The organism is Microcoleus sp. K4-B3 (assembly GCF_036704615.1).
Classification (GTDB): domain Bacteria; phylum Cyanobacteriota; class Cyanobacteriia; order Cyanobacteriales; family Microcoleaceae; genus Microcoleus.
On record NZ_JAUBSF010000003.1, the window covers coordinates 116,243 to 132,010 of the forward strand.

The window sequence follows — 15,768 nt, forward strand, 5'->3', positions numbered from 1 at the left end:
TATACCTCTATAGATTTTGTTGAAACAAATTTTTTCATGTAAGATATTTCATCTACTATCATCGGCACCACTTTGTGCATTTTGTACTTCGCCTCCTATTCTAATTCTTCCTTGTTATTCGCTAGATTGCTTCGATAGAAGGCAAGTTGCGTCAGTGGGTAGAGACTCGTAGCTCTGGTGAAATGTTCCCTATGTCAATCCTAAATGCTCAATTCAGTATTTTACTGTGTTTGAGTAGGGTCAGGTCAGTCCAGTGAGTTCTTGTTTTGCTCGCATACTTCAGTTACAATCAACTACGTTGCAAGTTTATCACAAGTGGCAGTTATTCAAAATGAATGCGGAAAAAACGGCTGTAACCCATATCCACGAAGGGGATCATTTTCTAGAGTCAGGCAATTTAGATGAAGCGATCAAAGCTTACCGCCATGCGATTGAGTTAAATCCTGACATTTCTTGGCCTTACCACCACTTAGGGGAAGCCCTGACTCAGCAAGGCAAGCTGGAGGACGCGATCGCAGCTTATCGTCGCGCTATAGAACTCAACCCAGATTTCTCTTGGTCTTACCACCATTTAGGAGATGCTCTAGCTCAGCAACTGCAACCAGAGGAGGCCGCAGCCACTTTCCGTAAAGCCATTGAACTCAATCCGCAACATTTTGGTTCTTACTGCGGGTTAGGCGAGAGCTTAGCTAAACTGGGTCAGCTAGATGAAGCGATCGCGACTTACCGGCAAGCGAGCAATCTGAACCCAGATGCGGACTGGATTCACAATAAGTTGGGGGAGGTTCTGCAACAGCGAACTAAATTGGATTTGCAGGGGGCGATCGCATCGTACTTTAGAGCCATTGAGCTAAATCCAGATCATACGGAATCTTACTATAAATTATTGGAACTTCAACCCGATAGCTTTGAAGTTTACTGGCAGCTCGGAAAGACATTAGTAAAACTTGAGATGTGGGAAAAGGCGATTGACTGCTATCGTCTTGCTTGTGAACTAAATCCAAATTCTTATGAGTCTTATCAACAGTTAGGACAAACTTTATATCGTTGGACGCTGATCAATTTAGAACTTTTACGCTCCCATCCAGACACGGGAAAAATCCTTCTCAAAAAACGCCAAAAAGATGCGTGTGAAATGGATATGCCTCAAATCAACGATGAAGCTTTTTTACAAGCGGCTGACTCCCTCAACGAGTCAGATTTTATGCAAGAAGTTTACCGCGCCTATTTGAAGCGCGAACCCCAGGCGAATGAGAAAGAAACATATTCCAAACATCTTCAGGATGGTGCGATTTCCCGCCAGCTTATCCTCAGTTCATTCCGAAGTTCACAGGAGTTTGGGTACGTTTTAACTAAGTATCCGTATATCGAACACGAGATAGCTTGTCACTGGCGCGAGTTAGAAATTAGCCATGAATACTTAGCAGAGGAAATTGCTTGCTATCAGCGAGCTATCTCCCTGAATCCAGAGTCATATATACTTTACTACTACTTAGGTGAAGCGCTAACAAGACAAGGCAAATCTACTGAGGCGATCGCAGCTTACCAAAAAGCTGTAAAGGTTGGGATGTTTTTTGCTAAAAACAATAGGCTAGAAGAAGCCCTTTCTTGCTATCGAAAAACTATAGAAATTATTCCTGAAAAAACGAATATTTACTCTGAGTTAGTAATAAGTTTGTTAAAACAGGGACTACTAGATGAGGTACTTGCTTGCTCCTCTGAAGCCCTCAAGACATCAATTAATAGTGCTGTGACTTATCATCATAACTTATCGATACTCATGGCACAACAAGGTCTGATAGACGAGGCTATAGTTTGCCTTCAAGAAACACCACAGATTCCAGCCGATAATGAGGGTAATCTCTGCGATCAGATATGGAATGAATTGAATCAACTCAACCCACTCAATGAAACTAATATTGATTGCCACGCAGAAATCAAGCCAAAAGCAGCCGAGGAATATTTCAGGCTAACAAGCCGATACAAAATCATTACACATACATTAGAAAATTCTGATGATAAAAAATATTTGGAAAAAATCGGGCTGTCGCTAGGGACTGTGCAACTAATAGCACAAGACAACTTTCTAGTGGAAGAAATTTACATCAAGAGTTTTGCCGATCATCCAAAACATCTGCATCAGCCAATAAGACTAACTTTGCCGTATCAGCAAGTTCTCGTAGAAACTGGTTACGTTTATGCAGTTTGTCCTTTCAGTGGCAAGATTATTAGGTCTAATCAATCATTCGTTATCAATCATCTAGAAGTGGGACACCACGATTTGCAAGGTTTTCTTTATCGCTTTGTAGGAAGGGAAATATTTTATTTGATGACAGGCTGCCCGCTGGGTGAAAAAATGTTAATTTATGTACCAAGATTAGAGCTAATTATTAATCTCAATCCCGCGTTAGTCGGTTTGGCACGCCCTGCAGAAAGTATCAATAAGTTCAAGAGTTATATGGTGAGCTGTTGGCAGCAAGTTCTACAATATATATCAACAGAGGCTAAACAAGTAGTTGATGTTATAGGTTTAGGCTTCAATATAGGACATTATTTGTGGCAAGACTTAGTAGGTCTTCATGTTCTCATAAAGCCTGAAATCCAGCATAAAATTGATAAAATCCTGATTGGGCCTGGGAACTACTTCAGTTGTCGGGAAGTTTTCCCAGAAATTGCTGCTGAGAAGTTCATTGAAGTTGAAGATGTTTGGGATGTTTTTAAAACTGTATTGGATAATAATTACGTTGCTTTCAGGGCCAATGGTTTGTTGATTGAAGAGGAACTAGCAAACAAAGTATGTGAAGTAGCTGTTAAAAAATGCTCTAGAGATTTTTTAGCGCAAGTAGAACAAGCTAAAAAGCACTTTCCTCTTCTGAGCTTCCAAATTCGTCTCAATAGTAGAATATGGCGCGGTCAGGTAGAAGGAATAGCAAATATCATCGAAAGCTTGTATTCGGATTTTCCTAATTTGGGAGTTTTGTTTGATGGCTGGTCTGTTACGGGAGCCGAAGATTCGCACAGTTCGAGTTGGTCTATTATTCAAAAGGAGAAAGCGATGATGGCAGAAATAATTGCCCAGATTCCTTCTGCTATTAATACATACACTGCGATCGGTTCCACAACTTACGAAACAGTTGTTTGGAATCAAGCGATAGATTTAAGTATCATCACAATTGGGGCGGGAATTATGTACACCTCGTGGATAGCTAACAAGCCTGGTGTGGTACACGGACACACTGTTGTATTAGATAGACACGGGTATCAAGTAACGACATCACAAGTAAGAGAAAACATCGTACCGCAAGTATTAATTCCAAAAGAATTTGTTGTTGATTACCCAAACTTCGATTATGATTGCGATTGGAAAGGAATTTACAGTGAAGTTATTAAAATAATAGAAAATTTGAAGAGGGACAGATAATAACAATCACAATAATTTCCATCCCTGTTTACCCGCACTTTCCTCAAAGTCTCCGTAACCAAGCCCCCGGCCAGTGAGTCACATTCTCCGTCAAGTCACTCTCACTAAACGGCCATTGAGGTTGCTCCAACACAAACTCATGATGCCGATCGGCAAACTCAGCCGCCGCAGCAGTAGGATGATCCCAGTGCCACTCAGGATTCCCCCGTGGCACATCATCCAAATCCTTCATAATCCCATCGGTGGCAATTATATAGGAGCCTGGTGTCACAAAACTACAATAAGCCTCTAACTCGTCAGCAACGTGCTGTTTTGTGTGACACGAGTCAAGACTCACCAAGACAGTCTCCCCTGGACTTACCAGTTTTTTCACCTTATTTACAATACTAGTATCTGTAGAACTGCCTTCCACTAAAGTAATGAACGATGACAGTTCGTGTTCCTCTATAGCCTTGCGATTGTGGGGGCGAATTTCAATGTCAACTCCTACAACCCTACCCTTACCCATTGCTTTAAAAAGGCTAGCATAATAAATAAGCGAGCCACCGTGAGCCACCCCGGTTTCAATAATTACATCGGGTTTTACCTGATAGATAACTTCCTGAATCCGAATCATGTCTTCCGGAAGCTGAATTATTGGTCTTCCCATCCAGCTAAATGTATAGGTGTATTTTTGATTCCATCCTAATTTCAGCCAGTAGTGAGAAATGAGTTCAAAAGCTTCCTTGGAGTAAAGGCGCATAACTTTTTGTTTTCCCTCCACTTCTTGAACTAAGTTTTGGTTCTCTGTATCAATTGTTAATTTCATACTAATTCCTCAAGTTTAATTGTTGGTTCCACCAGATTATAATCTGTTTTAATCCAGTATCTGAGTCAAATTATGGAAACTTCCCGAATTGTTGAACCAGACTTTAGCAAAATTTTCCTACAGGTTGAGTTACCTTCCTCAACCCAACCTATAAACTAGGCTATTTTCCTTGTGAAGAAGTTTATGACACGAAATACTTAACTTTAGTTAATGTGACGGGCTTGATTAACAGCCCTTGACCAGTAGGTAGAGTCAGTATTGATGTTCCTTTTGATTCAGCAAAGTCATCATGGGTCAGTTTTGAGTTGATATATCCGGGAAATCCATAATCGTCAAAAATAACGATGGCACCAGGCACAAGTTTATCCCATAAGTATTCCATTGCTGCCCTCTCAGGCTCCGCACAATTCATGTCAATTGACAAATAACAGATAGCCTCAGAATCCAGTTGATTTAACGTATCTGGAACTTTTCCTTGGATAATAATACATCGCTCAAAATTTTTAAATATCTCTTTAACTTCTGGGTAAATGTCTTGAGCGTAGATGCTGTTATTATCGCTGATCCCAAAAGTTTTCTCGTTCTCAGAAATTTGTTCGGTAGGAATACCACAAAATGTGTCTAGTAAATAAAATTTTTTCTGGGGTAAATTTTCAAAACCTATGTAATTCATAGCCGCCCTAGATAAAAAGCCTGTATTAACACCACATTCTACAAAATCGCCCAGCAATTTCTTGGCTTGACTTGCCGCCCAACAAATAACATAAACACGGTATCTATCATATGCAAAAAAATTGGGATTTCGTTTTCCACCAACTCTAGTGAGTGTACTAATACCCAGCTCATAAGAATCATAAAAAAGCGGATCGGAAAGGAAATCACAATTAGTAACTGTTGTTAAGCCACCTTCATTATACCCATACTTGTTTGATGACATTAAAGAAAACCTCCATTAAATTAAATTAATTCAATACACAGATGGAAATAGTGTTTTTTTCCACCAATCCACAGTTTCCATCAATCTGGTCTCGAAGTCAAACTGCGACAAGTAACCCACCTCATTAGATAAACGAGTCACATCAGCCACTAACAGAGGTGTTTCTTTCTCGGCAGACGGAATAGCACCTAACTGCACTAAATCCGATCGCCCGATTATATCTGCTATTTGATAAACAACATCTTTAATCGCGAGCGGCTGTCCCGATCCAATATTAACAGCACCCGTCACCTCACTCTCCAAAAGAGCCACAAAAGCATCAGCTACATCCTGTACATACAGAAAATCCCGGATTTGATTACCGTGAGAGCAGCGAGCAGGCTCTCCCTTTAAGAGAGAAAGAATCACTGAAGAAACCAGCCGATTTGGGTACTCGTAAGCACCGTAGGGAAAGAAAATACGTCCCCAAGCACTGCTGAGACTTGTCGTCTCCGAATAGCAATTCACCATCTCCTCCAAAGCTTTTTTACAAATACCGTAGGGAGTATCTGGATTGAGCGGTGTTACAAATTCCGAGCAATAACCATACTTCCAATCATACTCCGCGCAAGTCCCACCCATCACTAATCTCTTGCCACCTTGCTCTCGAAATTGCCTCAATAATTCCAAACTTGCCTGCACCCACAAAAAGTTATCTTCAGATTTCCAATATTGACCGGGTACAGTATAACACCAGGCAAAGTGCAACAAATGTGTTGGCTTTACTTGACAAACTAGCTCTTTAATGGATGTATGATCTAACAAATTAGCCAGATGCCACGTACAGTCAGAACTTAAAGTCGGCAAAGTCTTAGAAGCGACAGCATGAACCTCGAAGCCGCGTTCCACCAGCGTCTTGAGCGAGTGTCTGCCAACAAAACCCCCTGCCCCCGTAACCAGCACTTTTTTCATAGCACAAAATCCGGGAAACTTCGATCTTTTTCCGAAATTACGCGCTGAGATATCTCCGGCCAATCAATACTAAAAATAGGGTCATCCCACCGTACTCCCCTTGCTAATTCCGAGTAATAAAACTCCGACATCTGGTAAAAGACTTCCGTATTGTCTGCCAAAGTTTGACAGCCGTGAGCCATACCTTCAGGAATATATATCATCTGGCGATTTTCCGAGTTTAGCTCTACTGCAAACCACTCTTTAAAAGTAGGAGAATCGGGGCGCAAATCTATAATTACATCATAAATTCCCCCTTGGATACATCTAACCAACTTCGCTTCCTCGTGAGGTTGAGCCTGGTAGTGCATCCCCCGCAAAGTACCTTTCTTGAGGTTAAAAGAAATATTGCACTGCACTAGGTTAGGATTCAAGCCATGTTCTGCAAACTCCTTTTGACACCAACTGCGGGCAAAAAATCCCCTCTCATCTGCTAGGGGCTCTACCTCAATAACATAAGCTCCCTTAAGCTTTGTTTCAGTAAATTTCACCCTATTACCTCCACTTGAGGAACCAGCACCACAAACTTACCTCCCCACTCGCGGATATAATCCATCTGACTTACTATCTCATCCTTGATGTTCCAAGGCAAGATAGCCAAATAATCCGGTTTAGTCTCCCGAATTTTATCTGGATGATATATCGGAATCTGAGTTCCCGGCAAAAACAAACCCTGCTTGTGCGGGCTTAAATCCACCGTATAATCAATCAAATCCGTGCGGATACCGCAATAGTTCAGCAGCGTATTAGCCTTCGCCGGCGCACCGTAGCCCGCAATTGATTTGCCCTGGTTTTTGGCATCAATTAGGAAACTGAGCATTTGGCGCTTCGTAGACTTAACTTGTTCGCAAAATCCTACATAGATTTCAATCTGATTTAGTCCTGCTTGCACTTCCTTAGCTTTCAGTTGGGAAATGCGATCGCCAACTGCTATACTATCAAAACCCTCATGCCTCGCGTAAATCCGCAGAGAACCCCCGTGCGTCGGCAATTCCTCCACATCAAACAAAGTTAAACCGTGACTTGCAAAAACTTTCTCAACCGTCAACAGCGAAAAATAAGAGAAATGCTCGTGGTAAATCGTGTCAAACAGATTGTCTTTAATTAATTGCAATACATGAGGAAACTCCATTGTCAATATGCCATTGGGTTTCAGGATAATTTTCATCCCCGCCACAAAATCATTCAAGTCTGGCACATGAGCCAACACATTATTGCCCAGCAACAAATCTGCCTGTTTGCTTTGTGAAACCAACTCTTTAGCCGTTTCCACGCCAAAAAACTTGACTAAAGTGGGAATCCCTTTTTCCTCAGCTACCTTAGCTACATTTGCCGCCGGTTCAATCCCCAATACAGGAATTCCTTTCTGCTGAAAATACTGGAGTAAATAGCCATCATTGCTAGCGAGTTCAATTACCTGACTGGTTTCGTCAAATCCAAACCTCTGCACCATTAACTCTGTGTATTTCTGAGCATGACGCAGCCAAGAGTCTGAATAGGAAGAAAAATAAGCATAGTCGCTGAAGATGCTATCCGGGGATTCAAACTCTTCTAACTGCACTAAAAAACAATTAGCACAGACATAAGTATGAAGCGGATAAAATTTTTCTGCACAATTCAGATGCTCTTGGGAGAGAAAAGCATTCGCCAGCGGCGACATCCCCAGATTGACAAAAGTATGCTCCAATGGGTGACTGCAAAAACGACATTTTGATTGCACAGAATTAGACCCCTTGACTATCAAATAAGAGAAATAAAAGTAAAACCCGAGTCACAGAAATACTCAATCACACGCTGATAACACAGGTGTTTTCCTCTTTCAAAAAGTTTTTATACCATTCAATTGTTTCTTTCAACCCTTCTTCTAGAGGATACTTAGACTCCCAACCGAGCATTTTTCGCGCCTTATCTGCCGAGAGATACTGATGTTTGATTTCATTCTTGGCCCGATTCAATACGACAGGCTCTAAATGAGTCTTGTCCATCAATTGCAAAACCTGATCTACCATGCCCCGCACTGAAATTTGCAATTCGTTGCTGAAATTAAAGGCCTCTCCCAAAATTTCTTTCCTGTCCATTTGTTCGGCCAAATGGAGATAAGCTAAAACCCCATCTTTCGCATAGAAATAGTCCCGAATAAAAGTGCCATCACTGCGGATCACTACCGGTTTGTCTCGTAATGCCGATCGAATTGTAGATGGAACTATCCGATTAAAGTTCAAGTCTCCACCGCCGTAAAAGTTCCCACAGCGAGTAATGCACACTGGTAAACCGTAACTGACGTAGTAAGCCCGACTGATTAAATCAGCACAGCTTTTAGAAACATCGTAAGGGTGCTCCCCTTGAAGCGGAGTTGTTTCGCTATAAGGCAACACAAGCTGGTCTCCATAGGCTTTATCGCTGGATGCTATGACAATTCGACTCACACCTCCAACGCGGCGACAAGCTTCTAGAATATTCCAAGTGCCTTTAATATTCGTTTCAAAAGTTGCCAACGGCTCTCTATTTGCTACTCCCACAATTGTCTGAGCTGCTAAGTGAAACACCGTATCGACTTCATACTCATTAATCGCTCGTTCTACGGTTGGCAAATCTTCGACACAACCGCGAACGGTATTAATTTGCCGATACCACTCTCCAGCATAAAGTCGGGATTGGGGTACCAAGTCACGGACTAATCCCGTTACCAAAGCTCCTCTTTCCAGCAACTCAGCCACTAACCAGTTACCCAAAAGGCCTGTGCAACCTGTCACCAATACAGATCGATCGCGCCAAAATTCACTCATTCCCACACCCTCCAAGGAGCCTCTCCATTATCCCAAAGTTCGTTCAAATATTTATACTCGCGGTAAGTATCCATCGCAAAAAAGAAACCTTCGTGGCGGTACGCCATCAATTGTCCCTGACTCGCTAACCGCTCTAGTGGCTCTCGTTCCAAAAAACAATCATCCCCGCTCAAATCCTCAAATATGCTGCGGTGAAGTACCAAAAATCCCGCACTAGCCCAGCCATCTATCTGAGGTTTTTCGGTGAATTCCAGAACTTTGCCTTGCTTGTCTACATCTAAAATGCCATATCGAGATATCGGACGCACTGTACTAACAGTTGCTAGCTTACCGTGAGACTTATGAAAATCCAGCAGCGCCCCAATATCGATGTCAGCAACTCCATCACCGTAGGTCACCATAAAGGTATCCTCAGTAATGTATTTCTCCACACGTTTCACCCGTCCCCCAGTCATGGTGTCTGGCCCTGTTTCCGCCAGTGTCACCTTAAAATCTTGCTCGCGGTGTTCTTCGTGATAGGTAATCTGATTTTGGCGGCCCAAGCAAATAGTAAAATCATTATTCATCGCTTCATAATTGAGGAAATACTCCTTAATCATGTTGCCACGATAGCCCAAACACACAATAAAGTCCAGGAATCCGTAGTGGGCATAGGTCTTCATAATGTGCCAGAGAATCGGACGCCCGCCCACATCAACTAAGGGCTTGGGACGAAATTCTGTTTCTTCTCGGAGACGAGTCCCCAAACCGCCGGCTAATATAACTACTTGCATTTTTTTACCTTTGGGAAATGGTACACAACCGCTGATAGTTCTGAACAGGTATTTATTCCAAACAAAGAGCTATCTTTTCTGAAAAACTCTTCAAACCTTACCCATCCTCGCTTCTACCATCATCCGCACCACATCGGGCATTTTATATTTTGCCTCCCAGCCCAATTTTTCTTTTGCCTTACCCGGATTTCCCCTCCCAACTGCAATCTCCGTCGGTCTGTAGAGACTCGCATCGGTTACTAAATGTTCCTGCCAATCCAAACCCGCAGCAACAAACGCTGTGTGCACAAACTGCTCCAAAGGATAACTTACACCCGTTGCAATTAGATAATCATCAGGTTCTTCCTGCTGCAACATCAAATACATCGCCTCCACATATTCCGGCGCCCAACCCCAGTCCCGCTGCACTGCAATATTTCCCAAATGCAGTTTTTCGGAACTGCCTGCAGCAATTCGGCACACAACAGATACAATCTTTTGGGTGACGAACCTCTCCGGCCGCAGCGGCGACTCGTGATTGAACAAAATACCCGAACACGCAAACAAATTGTACGCTTCCCGATAATTCGCTACTTCCCAAAATGCCGTTGCTTTCGCTACCGCGTAAGGACTTCTGGGGCGAAAAGGCGTATTTTCATCGGCTGGATTGCCTCGGGTATCCCCAAAACATTCGCTGGAACTGGCGTTGTAAAGTTTGATTTTTCCGCCTGTAAACCGAATTGCTTCTAACAGATTCAATGTGCCTGTGGCAATGCTTTCGAGGGTTTCTACGGGTTGTTCAAAAGATAGACCGACGGAACTTTGACCTGCTAGATTGTACACCTCATCTGGCTCTATTTTGGCAAGCACTTGCAAGACGCTGCGAAAATCGTTGAGAGACATGGATTCTAATTTCACTCTGTCTCGGATGCCCAAACGGGCCAGGTTTCCAAAACTAGACATTTGGGCATCCCTGGAGGTGCCGCAAACTTCATAACCTCGATCGAGCAACAGTTTAGCTAAATAAGCTCCGTCCTGACCTGATATACCGCTAATTAACGCTTTTTTCATACCACATTTTGCTTTCAGAACTCTACCGTAAGCTGTTGCTATTTTTCCAGTTGTTTAACTTTTATAGTCGGAATTTTTATTATTTTTAATATTTGGGATTTTCCGAGGACTTACCAGAGCAAGTTTAAGCGCTTACTACAAACAACAAATTTATCATCAAGCAGGCCCGAAAGCCCGATCGAAGTATTATTGCAAAAAGTTCGATCGATAGCTGGGAGTAGCAGCATACGGATATCGGCCGCAGGACACGGCACTGCCGTGTCCCTACGATATTTCATCTTCTACTCGCCAACTATCAACTGCCAAAAGTCTCTACCGCTCGAAAACAGAAATAACCAGTCAGCTAGAAATCGACTCAAAAGTACAAAATATCAGCATTTTTACCTTCTGCCGAATGACTAATCCCTTCTGCCTTCGGGTACTAGGCTTCCCACCTTTGGGCGACCAATTCAGCCAAGTCAACCACCCGCTGACTGTAGCCCCACTCATTGTCGTACCAAGACAACAGCTTCACCATGTCGCCATCCATAACTAGCGTCAAGCTGGCATCTAGGATCGAAGAAGCATCGTTTCCGCGATAATCGCAAGAAACAAGAGGCAAATCGTTGTACTCCAAAATCCCTTTCATGGGGCCTTCGGCTGCTTCTTTGAAAACTTGATTTACCTGCTCGGTAAAAGTCTTTTTCTCTACCTGAGCCACAAAATCAACTACCGACACATTAGGAGTCGGGACGCGCATAGCGATGCCATTTAACTTACCCTTTAATTCTGGAATCACCAAAGCCACAGCTTGGGCCGCTCCGGTAGAAGTCGGCACAATATTCATGGCAGCAGCCCGGGCCCGCCGCAAATCTCGGTGGCTGGCATCCAGCAAGCGCTGGTCCCCAGTATAGCTGTGGGTAGTGGTCATCATGCCTTTGACGATCCCAAAATTTTCGTGAAGCACTTTCAGCACGGGAGCTAGACAGTTAGTGGTACAGCTAGCATTGCTGATGACAGTGTAATCACTGTGCTTGTAGTTGTGGTGGTTGACTCCCATCACGTAAGTACCGACCTCAGGCCCCTTACCGGGAGCTGTAATCAGCACCTTTTTAGCACCGGCCGTGATATGCTTCGATGCACCAGCCTGGTCAACGAAGACGCCGGTTGCTTCAATAATCAGATCAATACCCCAATCTTTCCAAGGCAGGTTGAGCGGATTGCGATCGCTCACGCATTTAACTGTCTTGCCGTTGAGAATAATCGAATTTTCATCCGTACTGATGTCCACATCCTTCAACGTTCCCATCATGGAATCGTATCTCAGCAAGTGGGCATTAGTTTTCGGATCGGAAGTGTCATTAATAGCTACCAGTTCGAGCTGGCTATCTTTTCTGCCCAACCAGCAGCGTGCAAAACTGCGGCCGATACGTCCAAAACCATTGATCGCGACTCTAATCACCTTGTACCTCCTAACGATGGCAGCCCCTTGCTCAGGCTTAAATTTTGGAAAAATTTAAGAATTGACTTATGAGACAAGATCATATCGCAAAGGTCGATCCTTTCTAACTTTTTGTGTTTATCAAAAAAGCTGGAACTTTTTTAGAAGGCAGAAATTGCAAGCCAGAAGGCATTCGGCATTCGGCCACTGGTTACTGGTAAAGCTGATGAGCCACAATATAAGCCCGGACAACCTCCGGGACTAAGTAGCGGAGGTCGCGACTTTCGGCGCAGCAACGGCGGATTTGGCTCGACGAAATCTCGATCGCAGGCATGGACAGCACCTCCCAGCGAATTTCCACGTCCAAAAGAGCCATTTGTTCGGCAACTCGCCGGCCAACAGCATTTGTCTGAACCAGCATCCTGTCCCCCCCGGAATCGAGGGGTTTTCTCGGACAATCTTCCCACTCGGGCACTCCCCCAATCTTCCCGCTTTCTCCTGTTTCCCCATCTCTCTGACTCGGACGCGGGGCCACTAACCAGTCGCACAACCCGCCAATTTCGCCGCACCGATACCATTTGGGGAGAGTAAGGAGTGCGTCGCTACCAATAATCCAGTACCAGCGATCGCCTGGATACAATTTTTGCAAATACAGCAGGGTGTCAATCGCAAAAGAACTCTCGGAGGGATTTGCCTCCGGCGGCGAAAGTAGGAAGTCTGGGCGATCGCCGATCGCGAGAGCGAGCATTTCCCGCCGTCGCTCAAAACTTGCCAAATCCGGGCGCCACTTGTGAGGAGGAGAGCGATCGGGTACCCAAATGACTCGATCGAGACCAAATTGACTTGCAGCCGTCTCGGCAACCAACACGTGGCCCCAGTGAACCGGGTCAAAAGTCCCCCCCAAAATCGCTATTTTCCCCATATTTCCCAAAAATCAGGATTAATACAGACATCGCGCAAATTTTATGTTTGTACGCTTTTAAACATAAGCTCGTTTATTACAAAACCCTCGCTTCACATCGGAGACCAACCCCTGGAGGACCGGAGTTTTGGCGATCGTCCTGGACTCGTCCTGGACGCTAAAACCGATTTTGTTAACCCCCTTACTTCGTTCAAACCTTCAATCAGAGTTAAAACACCGGTTTCCGAGCGTCGGAGTGCGTCTAGGACTGGATGATTAACCTTACCAATATTAATATCCCAAGTTGTTTAGAGTGGGTTATCGACCGCCCGAGCATTAGTTTGTTGGCGGGCGAAAAAGTTTTGACAGTAGATATACTTAGCGGATTGGTAAAAATTTTAAGGACTGCCAAGAGCCTCCATCGGCTTCTCGATCAAACCCAATCATTGGTTTGATTAATGGCTTTTCGACTATTTCGAGTAACTGCATAACTTGTATACATACAATCAAGTAAAAATATATACTATAGCTGCGATCGTGTCAATCTCTGACTTTCAGGAGAAAATGACCGTAAAATTAGATTTATGACTATAAAATGAGCGAAATTTTGTCATACGTGGTAGTGTTTGTAAATCCTTATGGGTTTTCCCTCAATCTTGGTAAAAAAGTTGCGGGGCTCTTGCTGCCGTATCCCAGCACAGCAGGCGGATAGAAATAGAAAGAATGCAGGAGTATGCAACTACCCAAAATTAGTCTATTGATCCAGACCCCAGACCCCGTTTTCTGTTATCTGCAATTTTCGAGCTGTGACTGTTCCGGAAAACTACTCGGTACTAAGTCATATAGGATACAAGACAAATATCTCTACAAGTCCCGCAAATCTAGGGACGCGCAGAGAATTTTGTACAAAATCTCTAGCGAACTGTATCCTGAAAAAACAATTCTTGATATGATATCGCGTGTTATTGGCGTGGTGTGGTGTGTGAGGAGCAAAGATGCCGAGTTCTGTTGATTTCAGCGGTAGACCATTTCATTTTATCGGCATTGGTGGGATTGGGATGTCAGCCCTTGCCTACATTCTAGCTAAACGCAAGTTGCCTGTGTACGGCTCCGACATTAAATCGAGTCACATAACCGAGCGCTTGCAAGGAATGGGAGCTCATATTTTTTGGCGTCAAGACGCCAGCAATTTTGAATTATTTCAAACGGCCCTTAACGGTAGCAGTCCCGACCGCGGGCCCCAGGAAAGGGCCGTATCCTCGGCAGTCGCTGGTACGGTAGGGACTTCTGTCGCGACAGCCGAAGCTCTCCAATTGAACGGCAACGGTTCAAGCGCTCAAGCAATTCCGGGATTACCTCAAGTAGTATGTTCGACGGCAATTCACCCGGCAAATGCCGAATATCGAGCTGCTTTAGATTTGGGCTGTCCGATTTTTCATCGATCGGATGTGTTGGCAGCGTTAATTCAAGATTACCAAAGCATAGCCGTAGCGGGGACTCACGGCAAAACTACTACTAGCAGCTTAATCGGCTTCATGCTGATGGCGGCGGGTCTAGACCCGACGATCGTGGTAGGAGGCGAGGTAAATGCTTGGGAAGGCAATGCCCGTTTGGGGGAAGGCCCCTACTTAGTTGCCGAGGCTGATGAATCCGACGGTTCTCTCGTCAAGCTGGTAGCCAAAATTGGCATAGTGACGAATGTGGAACTGGATCATCCAGACCATTACGATACTCTCGACCAGGTAATAGACACATTTAAGGTGTTTGCCCAAAACTGTCAAACCTTGGTGGGCTGCATTGACGACCAAATCGTCAAAGACTGCCTTCAGCCTCATGTCAGTTATAGCTTGCAGCCGGACAGCGGTGCTGACTACACGGCTTCGGGCGTGGAGTACGGAGCCGAAAGCACCAAGGCCCACATTTGGGAGCGAGGAGCTTTCCTAGGGGAAATGGAGTTGAAGTTGCTAGGCACACACAATCTCAGCAATGCACTAGCTGCGGTAGCAGTGGGTCGATTATTGGGGTTGGAGTTTTCGGCGATTGCCACAGCGATTGCCGGGTTTGAAGGAGCTCGCCGCCGTTTTGAGGTGCGGGGTTTTCACAATGACATCCTGTTTGTGGACGACTACGCCCACCACCCCAGCGAAATTCGTGTCACCTTGGCGGCGGCTCGCTTGCGTATCGAAGGTAGCGAAAAGAATCCCAAATCCCGAAGAGTGGTTGCGATTTTTCAACCCCACCGTTACAGCCGGACTCTGACATTTTTGCCAGAATTTGCTCAATCTTTTGGGGATGCTGATTTGGTTGTGGCTTGCGATATTTATAGTGCTGGGGAAACGAATTTAGGAGAGATTAGCGGGCAGCAAGTTGCTGATTTGATTGCTAAAGAAGGCCGAGAGGTTGAGTTTCGGCCTTCCCTGGAGTCGGTAAGTAAGTTTTTAACCGAAAATCTCCAACCGGGGGATTTGGCTCTGTTTTTGGGTGCTGGCAATCTGAATCAGATTATTCCAGAGGTTATGGCTTTTTATCAACAAGCCGATCGCCCGGATTAGCTCAATCGCCCACCCAGAAGAGTCGATCGACAGCCAGGGCGGTGCAGGTTGTACCGACACTGCTATCTGGCGGGCCGCTCAAAGAGGCGGCATAAGTTAGGTAAATGAATTTTCAACCACGTCTTCGAGC

At 44.5% G+C, this 15,768-nt stretch carries 12 protein-coding genes; 2 read left to right on the forward strand and 10 right to left on the reverse strand.

All coding sequences use genetic code 11. The features are described from left to right. The first annotated feature begins 331 nt into the window (after positions 1 to 331). The gene (locus tag QUA78_RS02975; protein ID WP_333398573.1) at positions 332 to 3,421 is read left to right on the forward strand and encodes a tetratricopeptide repeat protein; all 3,090 of its coding nucleotides are present in this window, start codon (positions 332 to 334) and stop codon (positions 3,419 to 3,421) included. A gap of 43 nt (positions 3,422 to 3,464) precedes the next feature. Here QUA78_RS02975 and QUA78_RS02980 read toward each other — a convergent pair whose 3' ends face one another. The 10 genes from QUA78_RS02980 to nadD all read right to left on the reverse strand — a co-directional run bounded on the left by QUA78_RS02980 (position 3,465) and on the right by nadD (position 13,107). Next, positions 3,465 to 4,229 (reverse strand): CmcI family methyltransferase, encoded by a 765-nt coding sequence (locus QUA78_RS02980; protein ID WP_333301989.1) that lies wholly within the window; start codon positions 4,227 to 4,229, stop codon positions 3,465 to 3,467. Between the two features lie 181 nt (positions 4,230 to 4,410). Beyond that, positions 4,411 to 5,166 carry a TylF/MycF/NovP-related O-methyltransferase gene (locus QUA78_RS02985; protein ID WP_333301990.1) on the reverse strand — a complete coding sequence of 252 codons (756 nt, stop codon included), beginning with the start codon at positions 5,164 to 5,166 and terminating at the stop codon, positions 4,411 to 4,413. A gap of 30 nt (positions 5,167 to 5,196) precedes the next feature. Next, positions 5,197 to 6,117 (reverse strand): NAD(P)-dependent oxidoreductase, encoded by a 921-nt coding sequence (locus QUA78_RS02990; protein ID WP_333301991.1) that lies wholly within the window; start codon positions 6,115 to 6,117, stop codon positions 5,197 to 5,199. Further along, positions 6,114 to 6,647 carry a dTDP-4-dehydrorhamnose 3,5-epimerase gene (gene rfbC, locus QUA78_RS02995; RefSeq protein WP_333301992.1) on the reverse strand — a complete coding sequence of 178 codons (534 nt, stop codon included), beginning with the start codon at positions 6,645 to 6,647 and terminating at the stop codon, positions 6,114 to 6,116. The genes QUA78_RS02990 and rfbC overlap by 4 nt, the downstream gene beginning before the upstream one ends. Then, positions 6,644 to 7,876 carry a class I SAM-dependent methyltransferase gene (locus tag QUA78_RS03000; RefSeq protein WP_333301993.1) on the reverse strand — a complete coding sequence of 411 codons (1,233 nt, stop codon included), beginning with the start codon at positions 7,874 to 7,876 and terminating at the stop codon, positions 6,644 to 6,646. The genes rfbC and QUA78_RS03000 overlap by 4 nt, the downstream gene beginning before the upstream one ends. Before the next feature lie 67 nt (positions 7,877 to 7,943). Continuing rightward, positions 7,944 to 8,942: a GDP-mannose 4,6-dehydratase gene (locus tag QUA78_RS03005; protein WP_333301994.1), complete on the reverse strand. Its 999-nt coding sequence runs from the start codon at positions 8,940 to 8,942 to the stop codon at positions 7,944 to 7,946. Continuing rightward, the gene (gene rfbF / locus QUA78_RS03010; RefSeq protein ID WP_333301995.1) at positions 8,939 to 9,715 is read right to left on the reverse strand and encodes a glucose-1-phosphate cytidylyltransferase; all 777 of its coding nucleotides are present in this window, start codon (positions 9,713 to 9,715) and stop codon (positions 8,939 to 8,941) included. The genes QUA78_RS03005 and rfbF overlap by 4 nt, the downstream gene beginning before the upstream one ends. A gap of 90 nt (positions 9,716 to 9,805) precedes the next feature. After that, positions 9,806 to 10,765 (reverse strand): GDP-mannose 4,6-dehydratase, encoded by a 960-nt coding sequence (locus QUA78_RS03015; protein WP_333301996.1) that lies wholly within the window; start codon positions 10,763 to 10,765, stop codon positions 9,806 to 9,808. Between the two features lie 421 nt (positions 10,766 to 11,186). Continuing rightward, on the reverse strand, positions 11,187 to 12,206 hold the full coding sequence (locus QUA78_RS03020; RefSeq protein ID WP_172185783.1) for a type I glyceraldehyde-3-phosphate dehydrogenase: 1,020 nt from the start codon (positions 12,204 to 12,206) through the stop codon (positions 11,187 to 11,189). 190 nt (positions 12,207 to 12,396) lie between these two features. Next, entirely contained in the window at positions 12,397 to 13,107 is a 711-nt protein-coding gene (gene nadD, locus QUA78_RS03025; protein WP_333301997.1) for a nicotinate (nicotinamide) nucleotide adenylyltransferase, read from the reverse strand. A 974-nt stretch (positions 13,108 to 14,081) separates the two neighbouring features. Between nadD and murC the strand changes: the two genes are divergently transcribed. After that, positions 14,082 to 15,638, forward strand: a complete 1,557-nt coding sequence (gene murC, locus QUA78_RS03030) for a UDP-N-acetylmuramate--L-alanine ligase (protein WP_333301998.1) — start codon at positions 14,082 to 14,084, stop codon at positions 15,636 to 15,638. Positions 15,639 to 15,768 lie beyond the last annotated feature (130 nt).

What these genes read in the sequence shown, in the direction of transcription:
- QUA78_RS02975 (WP_333398573.1), top strand. Translation starts at nt 332, where the DNA reads ATGAATGCGGAAAAAACGGCTGTAACCCATATCCACGAAGGGGATCAT.
- QUA78_RS02980 (WP_333301989.1), bottom strand. Translation starts at nt 4,229, where the DNA reads ATGAAATTAACAATTGATACAGAGAACCAAAACTTAGTTCAAGAAGTG.
- QUA78_RS02985 (WP_333301990.1), bottom strand. Translation starts at nt 5,166, where the DNA reads ATGTCATCAAACAAGTATGGGTATAATGAAGGTGGCTTAACAACAGTT.
- QUA78_RS02990 (WP_333301991.1), bottom strand. Translation starts at nt 6,117, where the DNA reads ATGAAAAAAGTGCTGGTTACGGGGGCAGGGGGTTTTGTTGGCAGACAC.
- QUA78_RS03005 (WP_333301994.1), bottom strand. Translation starts at nt 8,942, where the DNA reads ATGAGTGAATTTTGGCGCGATCGATCTGTATTGGTGACAGGTTGCACA.
- rfbF (WP_333301995.1), bottom strand. Translation starts at nt 9,715, where the DNA reads ATGCAAGTAGTTATATTAGCCGGCGGTTTGGGGACTCGTCTCCGAGAA.
- QUA78_RS03015 (WP_333301996.1), bottom strand. Translation starts at nt 10,765, where the DNA reads ATGAAAAAAGCGTTAATTAGCGGTATATCAGGTCAGGACGGAGCTTAT.
- nadD (WP_333301997.1), bottom strand. Translation starts at nt 13,107, where the DNA reads ATGGGGAAAATAGCGATTTTGGGGGGGACTTTTGACCCGGTTCACTGG.
- murC (WP_333301998.1), top strand. Translation starts at nt 14,082, where the DNA reads ATGCCGAGTTCTGTTGATTTCAGCGGTAGACCATTTCATTTTATCGGC.